We start from the raw sequence: 13,719 nt of genomic DNA on the forward strand, positions 1-13,719 counted from the left end.
CTGTTCTGCGACGTCAGACGCATCAACAGAACCAAAGGCAAAACAATGACCAAAAAGCTCGCCGCATTGACCCTGTCCACCGCGCTGATTGCGATGGCCGCCCCTGCGTTTGCTCAATCGCAAGGTGACTGGACCGTCGGCGTCGGTGTGGGTTATCTGGACCCGAAATCCGACAACGGCACGATTGCAGGTGCACCTGCCACTATCGACGCAGATACGCGCCCGATCTTCACCGCTGAATACTTTATCCGTGACAATCTGGGTATCGAACTGCTGGCCGCAACCCCGTTCAAACACACAATCGCTTTGGGCGGTGTTGATGCGGCTACGGTCAAGCACCTGCCGCCCACCCTGTCGGTGAACTATCACTTCCCAACCAACAGCGCGTGGAAACCCTATGTCGGTGCCGGCCTGAACTACACCATCTTCTTCGACGAACAGACGGCTTTGGGCGATCTCAAGGTCGATGACTCCTTCGGTGTTTCGCTGCAGGCCGGTCTGGACTACATGGTCAGCGACAATGGCGCGGTCCGTCTGAACGTACGTTGGTTCGACATCGACTCGGACGTTTCGCTGAACGGCACCAATATCGGCACCGCGGAAATCGATCCGTTCCTTGTCGGCGTTTCCTACGTCCATAAGTTCTGATCCTGTCTTTCAAGCGCCCTGCGGTTCCCTCGTCCGCAGGGCGTTTTTTGTGTTCAGAGCATTTCAGCCATCAACTCACGGCCAATCAGCATCCGGCGAATCTCGCTGGTGCCCGCGCCGATCTCCATCAGCTTGGCATCACGGAAGATCCGGCTTACTGGCGCATCGGACAGAAAGCCTGCACCACCCAGCGCCTGAACCGCCTGATGCGCCTGCGCCATCGCCTGTTCCGAAGCGTAAAGGCAACACGCCGCCGCATCCTGACGCGTCACATCCCCCCGATCACACGCCTTGGCGACCTCGTACACATACGCCCGCGCCGAGTTCATCGCCGTGTACATGTCGGCGATCTTGCCCTGCATTAACTGGAAGCTGCCGATGGGTTTGCCGAACTGTTTGCGCTCGGCCAGATAAGGCATCACCTCATCCAGACAAGCGGCCATGATACCGGTGCCGATACCGGCCAGAACCACACGCTCATAGTCCAGCCCCGACATGAGCACGGCCACGCCTTTCCCCTCTTCACCCAACACGTTCTCAAACGGCACCTCGACGTCTTCAAAGATCAGTTCAGCCGTGTTCGACCCGCGCATCCCCAGCTTGTCGAAATGAGGTGAGGTCGAGAACCCTTTCATTTCTTTCTCGATCAGAAAGGCCGTGATCCCCTTTGACCCGGCATCCGGATCTGTCTTGGCGTAAACGACCAGAGTATCTGCGTCCGGTCCGTTGGTGATCCAGTATTTATTGCCATTCAGACGGTAATGATCGTTCCGCTTCTCCGCCCGCAACTTCATCGACACGACGTCGGACCCGGCTGAAGGTTCCGACATGGCCAACGCACCGACATGATCACCCGAGATCAGGCGCGGCAGGTATTTCTGCTTCTGCTCCTCACTGCCGTTCAGCTTGATTTGGTTCACGCAGAGGTTCGAATGCGCCCCGTATGACAGTGAAACCGAAGCCGAGGCACGCGCGATTTCTTCGACCGCGATGGTGTGCGCCAGATAGGACATACCCGCACCGCCATATTCCTCGGGCACAGTGACACCTAATAGGCCAAGCTCTCCCATCTCTTTCCACAACTCGTTCGGAAAGGCGTTGGTTTGGTCGATCTCAGCCGCCATCGGCTTAACCCGTTCCTGTGCCCAGCGATGCACCATCTCGCGCAGGGCGTTCACATCCTCACCCAGATCGAACTTCATCGTGGCCATGAACATCTGCGTCCTCCCTCCGCGTTAATGAACAAGTGTTCAATAAACGATTACCAGCGAATCCGAGCCCGGTCAATCTTTGTGAACCAGCCAAAACGCAAAACGCCGCCCATACGGGCGGCGATGCAAAGGATTGAGCGCGCGCAGCAAGCGCACTCCACTTGGTTACGATTGGTAGACCGCGCCCACCTCAGCTCGGATAATGCGCGCAATCAATTGGCAGTCTTCCAATGAAAACGTCAGAGGTACACGCATGTCCATGACACCAGCCAGAACTCGATCACTTTCCGGCATACGCTCACTGTCGAAATAGCGCCAACTGTCATACCGTGACGTGAACCCGGTTGGCTCGGCCCCCCCAAACCATTTCAGCTCGACCCCACGCGCCGCGCAACGGCTGATCACGTCGGCGATCCGTTCGGGCAACCAATCCAACAGCAGGAACTGGATCGAAGACCCTACATAGGTTTCCTCCTCGGGCCGCTCAACCATGGTCAGGCCCGGTGTTCCACGCAGCCCGGTCTCGATCTCGCGATAGCGCTCATTCCAACGCTCCACCTGACGGTCCAAATCTCGCAATTGCGGACGCAGGATCGCAGCCCGCAAATTGTCCATGCGACCGGAAACGTTTGGCGTGGTGTATTTGATCCGATCGAACACCTCGGGCCCCGGCGCGGCCAGGTGGCGCTCGTACAGCATGTAGGACCCTGACAGCATCGTAGCTTTGGCCGCCAATTCTTCGTCATCGGTGACAAGCAAACCGCCCTCACCCGAGTTGACGTGCTTGTACGTCTGACAGGAATAGCAGCCGATTGCGCCCTGCCGCCCCGACAACTGGCCGCGCCAGGCCGCGCCCATCGTATGCGCGCAGTCTTCAATCACGATCACCCCGGCGGCGTCGCACATCTGCATCAGCCGGTCCATATCACACAGATGCCCGCGCATATGACTCAGCATCAGCACGCGCGCCTGCCCCAGCTTGCGCTCAAGGTCGTCCAAATCGATGGTCAGGCTTTCCGTCACGCCCACGAAGATGGCCCGCCCCCCAACCGAAGCAATCGACCCTGGCACCGGGGCCAGCGTGAAGGCGTTGGTCAGCACCGGATCACCGGGCTGAACCCCAACCGCACGAAGGGCGGTGGCCAGCGCATAGCCGCCAGACGACACAGCCAGACAGTATTTTGCCCCCATCTGCGCCGCGAATTCCTGCTCCAGCAGGGCCGTTTCCCCCAATTCACCTGCCGCTACGTTGTAGCGATGCAGACGCCCGTGTCGCAGAACGGCCAAAGCCGCCTCAATCGCGTCCTCGGGAAGCGGTTCCTGCTGGGTGAAATTGCCTGAGAATTTTTCGGTCATGATCTCGTTCTGAGGCTCCGACAAGGTTCGGTCAAGACGTTACGCCGCCGCACCAATCAAGGCAGGCACAAGGGAAGGTAAATCGTCAAAATGATGCAGCAAGGCCTCGGGTTCCAATGCCGCCATGTCATCCCCTGACGGGCCGAAGGTCACGAGGACCGACGGAACACCTGCGGCTTTGGCGGTGTTGCGGTCCGTATCCGAGTCTCCGATCAGCACGCAAAAATCAGGGTCGCCCCCAGCGCGACGTGCAGCCTCACGCAGAGGGGCTGGGTCAGGTTTGCGGACCGGCAAGGTATCTGCCCCAACCAATGAGGCAAAACGGTCCCGCACCCCCATGCGGGTCAGCAACAATTCAGCCAAATGCTCGGGTTTGTTCGTGCATATGCCAACACCGTATCCAGCGTTGCTAAGCATCTCGACCGCCTGCAACGCTCCGGGATAGAAACTGGTGTGGTTGTCTATGTCCTGCGCATAGGCTTCAAGCAGCACCGGGTAATAGGTGTGGACCGTGTCCTCATCAAAGGCACCGACGCGTTTTAGCCCATGGGTCAACATCATGCGCCCACCGCGCAACGCGATACCAGAGTCCTGCCCCTGGACCAGCACGTCACCATGCCCCATTTCGCGAAAACAATGGTTCGCTGCGGCCAGCAAATCGCCTGACGTGTCCGCCAATGTGCCGTCCAAATCGAATATGACGGTGCGCATATCGCCTCCTTATTCGGCAGGTTTTCGCCGTGCCCTGTTTCAATCGGCAATCTTGTTTGATGGCCGAACGGCTTGCGCCTTTGACCTCAGCGGATAAAACGGTCGGCACCAAAACACAAAGAGAAAACGATTTCATGAGCATTGCCCTTGTCATCCTTGCCGCCGGAAAAGGCACCAGGATGAATTCGGAAATTCCCAAAGTCCTGCATCCCATCGCCCAAGTGCCGATGCTTGTTCACGCGATGCGCGCCGGGTCCGTGCTGTCGCCCGAGCGAACAGTGATTGTCACCGGCCACGGGTCCGAAGCTGTGGCAAAGGTTGCGCAAGGCGAAGACGAAGCCGCGCAGATTGCCGTTCAGGAAGAACAACAAGGCACCGCTCACGCAGTTGCTCAGGCGCGGCAAGCGCTGGAAGGGTTTGAGGGCGATGTTGTGGTTCTTTACGGCGACACCCCGTTTCTACAACCGGACACGCTGGAACGGATGATCGAGGCGCGGTCGCGGAACGATCTGGTCATTCTCGGGTTCGAAGCTGCCGACCCCGCACGTTATGGTCGGTTGGTGATGAAGGGCGACAGCCTGGAACGCATTGTCGAATTTAAAGACGCCACTGATGAAGAACGGGCGCTAACCTTTTGTAACTCGGGACTTCTCGCCTGTGACGCGCAGCTGTTGTTTTCACTGATCGATGATGTCAGCAACGACAACGCTTCGGGTGAATACTACCTGACTGACGTTGTAGAAATCGCGCGCAAACGTGAGTTGAACGTGACCGCCGTCGCCTGTGACGAGGCACAAACGCTGGGTGTGAATTCGCGCGCGGATCTGGCCGCGGCGGATGCGGTGTACCAAGCCCGCGCACGTGCTGAGCTTTTGGATATGGGTGTCACCTTGATGGCCCCTGAAACAGTGTATCTGGCCGCTGACACTGTAATCGGGCGCGATACAGTGATCGAACCCAATGTGGTGTTTGGTCCCGGTGTCACGGTTGAAAGCGGTGCGACGATCCGGGCGTTTTCGCATCTGGAAGGGTGCCATGTCAGCCGTGGCGCTATCATCGGACCTTATGCCCGTTTGCGCCCCGGCGCCGAGTTGGCGGAAAACACGCGGGTTGGAAACTTCGTCGAAATCAAGAATGCTGAAATTGCCGAAGGCGCGAAGGTCAACCACCTGAGCTACATCGGCGATGCATCGGTGGGGGCTGCGACAAATATCGGCGCTGGTACGATCACCTGCAACTATGACGGCGTGATGAAGCACAAGACCACCATTGGTGAGAACGTCTTTATTGGGTCGAACACCATGCTTGTGGCCCCTGTGACCGTGGGTGATGGCGCGATGACCGCAACGGGCACAGTCGTGACCAAGAATGTGGAACCTGACGCGTTGGCTGTGGCTCGCGCCAAGCAGGAAAACAAACCCGGATATGCGCGTAAATTGTTTGATATGTTGAAGGCGAAGAAGGCTCGCCGCGATAAAGAGGCCTGAGGTTATGTGTGGAATAGTAGGTGTTCTGGGGCAGCACGAGGCGGCCCCTATTCTGGTAGAGGCTTTGAAACGGCTGGAGTATCGCGGCTATGACAGCGCCGGGATAGCAACAGTCAATGATGGCGCGTTGGGTCGACGGCGCGCGGTCGGTAAGCTGGTTAACCTCAGCGATCTGCTGGTGCATGACCCGTTGCCTGGCAAATCCGGCATCGGCCACACCCGTTGGGCCACACATGGCGCGCCTTCGGTCAACAATGCGCATCCGCACAAGGCGGGGCCTGTGGCCGTGGTGCATAATGGCATCGTTGAAAACTATCGTGAGTTACGGGCCGAACTGGCGGAACATGGCGTCGATTTCCAGACCGAGACTGATACGGAAACCGTAGCCCTGATGACCGAGCATCACCTCAACGCGGGCCTGTCGCCGGTTGAAGCTGCGTTCAAGACTATCGAGCAGTTGGAAGGGGCGTTTGCACTAGCCTTTCTGTTCGACGGTGAAGACGACCTGATCGTGGCCGCCCGCAAGGGATCACCGCTGGCCATTGGCCATGGCGATGGTGAGATGTATGTCGGATCTGACGCCATCGCGCTGGCGCCGTTGACCAATCAGATCACGTATCTTGAGGAGGGCGACCGTGCGGTTCTGACCCGCACTTCGCTGGAAATCCGAACCGAAGCTGGCGAGTTGGCCAACCGCGAAAAGCGCAAGATCAAGCTGGATCATACACGCGCGGACAAGGGCGAACACAAGCACTTCATGGCCAAAGAAATTGCCGAACAGCCCATCGTTGTGGCCGAAGCAATCCGGTCCTACCTGCCCACCAGCGGAGACCGGGTGGTGTTGCCCGATACAGATCTGGATTTCAGCAAGCTGGACCGCCTGACCATGGTAGCCTGTGGCACTGCTTTTTATGCCTGCTTGACTGCCAAATACTGGTTCGAGCAACTGGCCAAGATGCCGGTTGAGGTCGATATCGCCAGCGAGTTCCGCTATCGCGAACCTCCGATCACCGACCGAACTCTGGCGCTGTTTGTCAGCCAGTCGGGCGAAACCGCCGACACGCTGGCCGCATTGCGTTATTGCGAAGGCAAGGCCGAGAAGATCGTTTCAGTTGTGAACGTCCCGGAAAGCTCGATTGCGCGCGAAAGCGATATCGCTCTGCCGATCCATGCCGGTGTCGAGATTGGTGTGGCCTCGACCAAGGCATTCACCTGTCAGTTGAGCGTGCTGTTGATGCTGGCTTTGAAGGCCGCTGCTGACCGGGGCACGATGACAGACGAAGAAATTGCCGATCACGCTGCGGCGCTCCGCGGATTGCCAACTGTTCTGAACGCGGCGCTGGACCAGAACCGGGCGATCCGCAAAGCCGCCCAGCGCTTGTCTGAAGCACGTGACGTTCTGTTTCTGGGCCGTGGCCTGATGTATCCTCTGGCTCTGGAAGGTGCGTTGAAACTGAAGGAAATCAGCTACATTCACGCCGAAGGTTACGCGTCGGGAGAGCTGAAGCACGGCCCCATCGCCCTGATCGACAAGCACATGCCTGTGGTTGTCATGGCCCCGCGGGATACTGTGTTCGACAAGACCGTTTCAAACATGCAAGAAGTCATGGCGCGCAAAGGTAAAGTGATCCTTGTGTCGGATGATGACGGTATCGCCGAAGCCGGGGATGAGGTTTGGAGCAAGATCCGCATGCCCCATGTCCATCACAATCTGACACCGATCCTTTATTCCGTTCCTGCACAGCTGCTGGCCTATCACACTGCCGTCGCCAAGGGCACCGATGTGGATCAGCCCCGCAATCTGGCAAAATCAGTAACGGTAGAGTGAACCATGGCCAAACAATTCCCTCAGCTCGAAGATGCGCACCGGAAATTCATCGAAGATCAGCATATGTTCTTCGTTGGCACCGCCGGAGCTGAGGGACAGGTCAATATTTCCCCGAAAGGGATGGACTCGCTGCGGGTATTGGGGCCCAACCGCATCGTCTGGATGAACCTTACCGGCAGTGGCAACGAAACAGCAGGCCACCTGATGCAGGTCAACCGCATGACGCTGATGTGGTGTTCGTTCAGCACCCGGCCCCTGATCCTGCGCACCTATGGAACGGCGCAAACCCTTCATGTCGGGGATGAAGGTTGGGACGAACTGGCTGACCTTTTCCCACATCATCGCAGCGCGCGGCAAATCTATGACCAGTCCATAGAAATAGTTCAGACTTCGTGTGGCTATGCCGTTCCATTCATGGAGTTCCAGTCCGACCGCGATACAATGCAGAAATGGGTCGACGGAAAATCCGACAACGAAATCCGCGCCTACTGGGCAGAGAAAAACGGGCAGACAATCGACGGCAAGCCCACCGGCGTTCCGGTCTGATCTGATGTCCGCCAGGCTCCTCGATCAAATCAAAGCCCATGCCGACGCTGAGCGTGCGGATCAAATGGCCAGCTACCACAAGGTGGATCGCGTCTATCTTGGTGTCGCGAACCCCGTTTTGAACGACCTGAGCAAAGCATGGCGAACAGAACTGGACGTCGCCGCGCGTGTCGAAGTGGCAAACGGACTGTGGCAGACCAACATTCACGAAGCTCGCGTTTTAGCGGCCAAGTTGCTGACTCAGGCGCGCATCCGGCCAGATGACGCGGTTTGGGACCTTTTGCAAAGCTGGCTGCCTGATTTCGATGCCTGGGCTATCGCCGACCACGCCAGCACGGCAATGCAAAAGCGGCTTTCAGCTAACCCTGATCGACTGGACGAAGTTGAACAGTGGGCCCTATCTGACCATATGTGGACCCGCCGCGCCGCGCTGGTTGCAACTCTGCCCTGGACAAAACAGAACCACCCCAAGCCGGAAGACCTGCAGCGCCGCGATCGGATTCTAAGCTGGGCTGCCGGATATGTCCCAGATCGCGACTGGTTCATCCAGAAGGCCATCGCTTGGTGGCTGCGTGAGCTGTCCAAGCATGACCCAGATCGCGTGATTGCATTCCTGGAAGAATACGGCAACGCGATGAAGCCATTTGCCCACCGTGAAGCCGGCAAGTATCTGAAGGATCAGTTGGCGTAGACGTCGACCTCAACCAGTTCATCCAGCGGCACCAGCAAAGCTCGCATGGCGTCCAGCGACAACCGGCTGCCACCGCTGGCAGGGCCCGGGATCGGAACCAGAGTGATATAGGCTTGCGCCCCAGTTCTTGGCACCACTACGCGCGCTGTTACCTCGCTTTCGACCAAGGGTGTCTGCATCCAACGCCCCGGCGTGGTCGGGTCTCCCAACCCGGCAATAGTGGTTCTGGCCCCAGCCCAACTGGGGCGCGCTGAAACAGGTTCCGGCTGCAGAACTTCCTCGGAAACAGCGGTCGCGGTCTCATCCTCGGCAACGGTCTGCTCGGGTGCGTCGCTTCGTCCGAAGACGCGGTCGGTGGTGGACCGGACTGTATCGCAACCGGCGGCCAACACACACAGAATTACAAGTGCTTTCTTCATGCCCAAATCCTACAGCCCTGCGCGCATCTGTACCAGCGCAAAGCACAGTTCACCCTTGTCGGGACCCGGTTCCGGCTTTACCTATTACGCCATGACAGCTCCGCTTATCGACCCGTTTGCCCGCGCCATCACGTATCTCCGCGTTTCCGTCACGGACCGCTGCGATTTCCGCTGCGTGTATTGCATGTCCGAGAACATGACCTTTCTGCCCAAGAAAGACCTGCTAACGCTGGAAGAGCTGGATCGGATGTGCTCGACCTTTGTGAAGATGGGTGTGGAGAAGTTGCGCATTACGGGCGGAGAGCCCTTGGTCCGCCGCAATATCATGACTTTCTTCAACGCCATGACCCGTCACCTGGACAGCGGCGCACTGAAAGAACTCACGCTGACCACAAACGGTTCGCAATTGCATCGCTTCTCAGAGGACCTCTATGCCGCAGGTGTGCGGCGGGTGAATGTTTCGCTGGATACGTTGGACGATGACAAATTCGCCAAAGTCACGCGCTGGGGGCGCTTGAAACAAGTCCTGAACGGCATCGACGCCGCGCAGAAAGCAGGCTTGCGGATCAAAATCAACGCGGTCGCGTTGAAAGGGTTCAACGAGCCCGAACTGCCCAAAATCACCGAGTGGTGTGCCGAACGCGACATGGACCTGACCTGGATCGAGGTCATGCCCATGGGCGACATCGGCAACGAAGACCGTCTGGATCAATATTGGTCGCTTAAGGACGTTCGCAAAGAATACGAAAACCACTATTCAGTTACCGACTTGGCCGAACGCACCGGTGGCCCGGCCCGCTATGTTCGCCTAGAGGAAACAGGCCAAAAGATCGGGTTCATCACACCGCTGTCTCATAACTTTTGCGAAAGCTGCAACCGCGTGCGCCTAACCTGTACCGGCGAGTTGTATATGTGTTTGGGCCAGGAAGATATGGCCGATCTGCGTGCCCCGCTGCGTGATCACCCCGAATGCGAAGCGCCACTAGAGGACGCAATTCGGGCCGCGATCAACCTCAAGCCAAAGGGTCACGACTTCGACTATTCCCGTCAGGCCGTCGATGGCCAGATGAGCCGTCACATGAGCCATACAGGCGGCTGACATGCCCGGCACAGACGACCGCCCGACGCTGCTGTACAGACTGTACTGCGGCTTTACTGCTCTTGTGCAACCCCTGGCATGGCGAACCGTGCGCAACAAGCTGCGCGCAGCCGATGTACCTGAAGACCGAGAAAGAGAGCGTCTTGGCCACGCCAGCCTGCCCCGTCCATCTGGGCGTCTGATCTGGTTTCATGCCGCCAGCGTCGGCGAAAGCCTGTCGGTCCTCAGCCTGATCAAACGGTTGGCTGACCGTCTGCCGGATGCCGAGTTCCTGATCACCTCAGGTACGCCCACCTCTGCCGCATTGATCGCCAAACGCATGCCGCCCCGAACACGGCATCAATACCCACCGCTGGATACCGCAGGCCCTGTAACTCGCTTTCTCTCTCATTGGCGACCCGATGCGGGCATCTTCGTCGAAAGCGAAATATGGCCCCGCCTGATCGTGGAAAGCCATCGGCAGAACATCCCGCTGGCACTTCTAAACGCCCGCCTGTCTGAAAAATCTGTCAGAGGCTGGAAGAAACGCCCTAACACCGCGCGTTTCATTTTATCCAAATTCCACCTGATTCTGACCCAGAATGACAAAACCGCAGCCAACCTGATCGACATCGGCGCAACGCCAAGCCGCGTGCAGCCGGGCACCAATCTAAAGGCAATGTCCGATCCCCTGCCGGTGGATCAAGCGACATTTCAGGACATCCAAACACAGATCGCAGACCGCCCGGTCTGGATTGCAAGTTCCACCCATGCGGGCGAGGAAGAAACCGTTCTGACCGCGCACAAGACACTGCTTGAACGCTGGCCGAACTTGCTCTTGCTGTTGATCCCACGCCACCCAGAGCGCCGAGACGACATTGCAACGCTGATCAAAGTTGCTGATATGCCTGCATCTTTCCGATCCAGGGGCGAACTGATCAGAGAAAACACCCAAATTTACGTCGCTGATACACTGGGAGAAACCGGAACCTGGTACGCCTTGTGCCCGATTGTATTCCTCGGCGGCTCACTGAAAGAAATCGGGGGCCACAATCCTTTTGAGCCTGCTCAAGCCGGGGCGGCGGTGATCACGGGTCCGGGTTACTTTAACTTTGCCGAGACCTTTGCCCCGCTGATTAAATCCGGCGGCGCAATCGAGGTTCAAACTGCGGCTGAACTCTCCCAAATCGTGGCGCATTGGTTGTCAGACCAGAACGCCCTGCAATCTGCACAAAAAGCCGCGCAATCTTGCGTACACACGCAGTCAGATGCTCTTGAATCCGTCATCGACACCCTCTGTGCAGAGCTTGATCTGCACTAACAGGATCCTTCTTCATCTGGCTGAAAATACCTCGGGGGTGTGGGGGCAGAGCCCCCACGCTGTTCATCAAGCGGCCGGCATCCGTTGTTCAACAATCTCTGCCCACCAGCTACAACCGGCCGGGATGGCCTCGTCGTTGAAATTGTATTCCGGGTGATGAACCATGGCTGTGTCGCCGTTGCCCACAAGGATATAAGCACCTGGACGCTCTTCCAGCATGAACGCGAAATCCTCGCCGCCCATCACCAACGGGGCCTCTTCACAATCGCCAGACACTGACTTTGCCACATCCGCTGCAAACGCGGTCTGCTCGTCGCTGTTCACCATTACCGGATAGCCACGGATATAGGTCACGTCCGCGGTGCCCCCGAACGTTGTTGCCACGCCTGCACAAATCTCATTGATCCGCTTTTCAGCCAAATCGCGCATATCCTTGCTCATGGTACGCACGGTACCTTTGATCTGCACAGTTTGCGGGATCACGTTGAAAGCCTTTGATGAGGTTTCAAAAGACGTCACCGACACAACGACCTGATCAATCGGATCCGCATTTCGGGACGCAATGGTTTGCAAAGCCAAAACCGCCTGCGCCGTCATCACGGTCGTGTCCACCGTCTCTTGCGGTTTGGCTGCGTGCCCGCCGCGACCTTCAAAGGTGATGTCGAACTGATCAGTAGCTGCAAAGAACGAGCCGGGACGAATGGCAAAGCTGCCAACCGGTTTACCCGGCCAGTTGTGCATTCCATAGACTTCCTGAATGTTCCAGCGGTCCATCATGCCGTCTTCACACATTTCACGGCCACCACCGCCACCTTCTTCGGCGGGTTGGAAAATCACCACCACAGTGCCGTCGAAATTGCGTGTTTCAGACAAGTACTTTGCCGCCCCCAACAGCATCGCTGTGTGACCGTCATGACCGCAGGCATGCATAGCACCCGGTGTTTTCGAGGCATAATCCAGCCCTGTCGCCTCATGAACCGGCAGTGCATCCATGTCTGCGCGCAGACCAATCACCTTGCCCCTGCTGTCCGACTTGCCCTTGATCACACCCACGACACCGGTGCGTCCGATGCCGGTGACAACCTCATCACAACCGAACTCTTTGAGTTTCTCGGCCACAACTGCGCTGGTACGGTGGGTTTCAAACAGGATTTCCGGGTTTTCGTGCAGATCCCGTCGCCAAGCGGTGATCTCATTCTGTAATTCGGCAAATCGGTTTTTAACTGGCATTTCTTCTCTCTCCTAATTCAAGCCGCCGGCATCCGGCGCTCGACCATTTCCGCAAACCACGAGCACCCGATCGGGATGATCTGGTCGTTGAAATTGTATTCGGGGTGGTGCAACCCGGCGCTGTCTCCGTTACCCAGAACAATGAAGGCTCCGGGCCGTTCTTCCAACATGAACGAGAAATCCTCGCCCCCCATCACCATCGAAGCCTCGACACAACTGCCACCAACAGATACCGCGGCCTGTTCGGCATAACCTGTTTGCTCTTCAGCATTGATCGTCACCGGTACACCGCGCGTGTAATTGACGTTCACCGAACCACCGAACGTCGCGGCGATCCCTTCGGCGACCTCTTTGAGGCGTTTCTCAATCAAGTCGCGCATCTCGTTCGAATGCGTGCGCACCGTACCGCGTATCTGCGCCGATTGCGGGATCACGTTGAATGCTTTGGACGACGTCTCGACCGACGTCACAGACAGGACACCCTGCTGAATTGGGTCTGCGTTGCGTGACACAATGGTCTGCAAAGCCACGATCAATTGCGACATCATCACCGTCGTATCCACAGTCTCATGTGGTTTCGCCGCGTGACCGCCCCGCCCTTCCAGCTGAATCGAGAACTCATCCGCTGCCGCAAGCAACGGCCCCGACCGGATCGCAAATTGCCCGGTAGGCAAACCCGGAACATTGTGCATGGCGTAGACTTCCTGAATGCCGAACCGGTCCATCAAACCGTCTTTGCACATGGCTTCTGCGCCATTGCCGCCTTCTTCGGCGGGTTGGAAAATCACCACAGCGGTTCCGTCGAAATTGCGTGTTTCAGACAGGTATTTCGCTGCGCCCAAAACCATGGCCGTATGCCCGTCATGACCGCAGGCATGCATCGCATTTTCTGTTTTCGAGGCATAGTCCAGCCCGGTCTGCTCCTGCATCGGCAGCGCATCCATGTCCGCGCGCAGCCCGATCACGCGGCCCTGCGTGTCGCTTTTGCCGCGAATGACCCCGACTACACCGGTCCGACCAATGCCAGTGACAACCTCATCACAGCCGAACTCCTTCAGCTTTTCGGCAACCAGTGCGCTGGTGCGGTGGGTGTCATACAGAATTTCCGGATGTTGGTGAATGTCACGCCGCCAACCTGTGATTTCATCGTGCATCTCTGCAAGGCGGTTTTTAATCGGCATGTCATTCTCCCT

Annotated in this window: 13 protein-coding genes; 7 read left to right on the top strand and 6 right to left on the bottom strand. The window is 57.8% G+C overall.

Annotated features, from left to right (window positions below; translation table 11 throughout):
• The first annotated feature begins 45 nt into the window (after window positions 1-45).
• Entirely contained in the window at window positions 46-648 is a 603-nt protein-coding gene (locus tag GS646_RS11185) for an OmpW family protein (protein WP_171184887.1), read from the top strand.
• 53 nt (window positions 649-701) lie between these two features.
• On the opposite strand, the gene GS646_RS11190 is transcribed toward GS646_RS11185, so the two are convergent.
• From GS646_RS11190 to GS646_RS11200, 3 genes are all read right to left on the bottom strand, one after another.
• Window positions 702-1,865, bottom strand: coding sequence for an isovaleryl-CoA dehydrogenase (locus GS646_RS11190; RefSeq protein WP_171184889.1), 1,164 nt, complete (start codon window positions 1,863-1,865; stop codon window positions 702-704).
• Window positions 1,866-2,024: 159 nt separating this feature from the next.
• Entirely contained in the window at window positions 2,025-3,215 is a 1,191-nt protein-coding gene (locus GS646_RS11195; RefSeq protein WP_171092198.1) for a DegT/DnrJ/EryC1/StrS aminotransferase family protein, read from the bottom strand.
• A 39-nt stretch (window positions 3,216-3,254) separates the two neighbouring features.
• The gene (locus tag GS646_RS11200) at window positions 3,255-3,926 is read right to left on the bottom strand and encodes an HAD-IA family hydrolase (RefSeq protein WP_171092199.1); all 672 of its coding nucleotides are present in this window, start codon (window positions 3,924-3,926) and stop codon (window positions 3,255-3,257) included.
• 134 nt (window positions 3,927-4,060) lie between these two features.
• Between GS646_RS11200 and glmU the strand changes: the two genes are divergently transcribed.
• From glmU to GS646_RS11220, 4 genes are read left to right on the top strand one after another with little or no spacing between them, the layout of a single operon-like run.
• A complete protein-coding gene (gene glmU, locus GS646_RS11205; RefSeq protein WP_171646674.1) occupies window positions 4,061-5,413 on the top strand; it encodes a bifunctional UDP-N-acetylglucosamine diphosphorylase/glucosamine-1-phosphate N-acetyltransferase GlmU in 1,353 nt (450 codons plus the stop codon).
• A gap of 4 nt (window positions 5,414-5,417) precedes the next feature.
• Window positions 5,418-7,241 carry a glutamine--fructose-6-phosphate transaminase (isomerizing) gene (gene glmS, locus GS646_RS11210; RefSeq protein ID WP_171646672.1) on the top strand — a complete coding sequence of 608 codons (1,824 nt, stop codon included), beginning with the start codon at window positions 5,418-5,420 and terminating at the stop codon, window positions 7,239-7,241.
• 3 nt (window positions 7,242-7,244) lie between these two features.
• Window positions 7,245-7,787, top strand: coding sequence for a pyridoxamine 5'-phosphate oxidase family protein (locus tag GS646_RS11215; RefSeq protein WP_171184895.1), 543 nt, complete (start codon window positions 7,245-7,247; stop codon window positions 7,785-7,787).
• A gap of 4 nt (window positions 7,788-7,791) precedes the next feature.
• Window positions 7,792-8,478, top strand: a complete 687-nt coding sequence (locus GS646_RS11220) for a DNA alkylation repair protein (RefSeq protein ID WP_171184897.1) — start codon at window positions 7,792-7,794, stop codon at window positions 8,476-8,478.
• Here the strand turns inward: GS646_RS11220 and GS646_RS11225 are convergent.
• Window positions 8,466-8,897 (bottom strand): hypothetical protein, encoded by a 432-nt coding sequence (locus tag GS646_RS11225; RefSeq protein ID WP_171184898.1) that lies wholly within the window; start codon window positions 8,895-8,897, stop codon window positions 8,466-8,468. The genes GS646_RS11220 and GS646_RS11225 overlap by 13 nt on opposite strands.
• A 91-nt stretch (window positions 8,898-8,988) precedes the next feature.
• Between GS646_RS11225 and moaA the strand changes: the two genes are divergently transcribed.
• On the top strand, window positions 8,989-9,996 hold the full coding sequence (moaA, locus tag GS646_RS11230; protein ID WP_171185253.1) for a GTP 3',8-cyclase MoaA: 1,008 nt from the start codon (window positions 8,989-8,991) through the stop codon (window positions 9,994-9,996).
• Window position 9,997: 1 nt separating this feature from the next.
• On the top strand, window positions 9,998-11,296 hold the full coding sequence (locus tag GS646_RS11235; protein WP_171184901.1) for a 3-deoxy-D-manno-octulosonic acid transferase: 1,299 nt from the start codon (window positions 9,998-10,000) through the stop codon (window positions 11,294-11,296).
• A 66-nt stretch (window positions 11,297-11,362) separates the two neighbouring features.
• Here the strand turns inward: GS646_RS11235 and GS646_RS11240 are convergent, their stop codons facing one another.
• Together GS646_RS11240 and GS646_RS11245 are read right to left on the bottom strand one after the other, a co-directional pair.
• A complete protein-coding gene (locus GS646_RS11240) occupies window positions 11,363-12,526 on the bottom strand; it encodes a M20 aminoacylase family protein (RefSeq protein ID WP_171646669.1) in 1,164 nt (387 codons plus the stop codon).
• A gap of 17 nt (window positions 12,527-12,543) precedes the next feature.
• Window positions 12,544-13,707 carry a M20 aminoacylase family protein gene (locus tag GS646_RS11245; protein WP_171184904.1) on the bottom strand — a complete coding sequence of 388 codons (1,164 nt, stop codon included), beginning with the start codon at window positions 13,705-13,707 and terminating at the stop codon, window positions 12,544-12,546.
• Window positions 13,708-13,719 lie beyond the last annotated feature (12 nt).

The sequence above is a fragment of the Ruegeria sp. HKCCD4315 genome (assembly GCF_013112245.1).
Classification (GTDB): domain Bacteria; phylum Pseudomonadota; class Alphaproteobacteria; order Rhodobacterales; family Rhodobacteraceae; genus Ruegeria.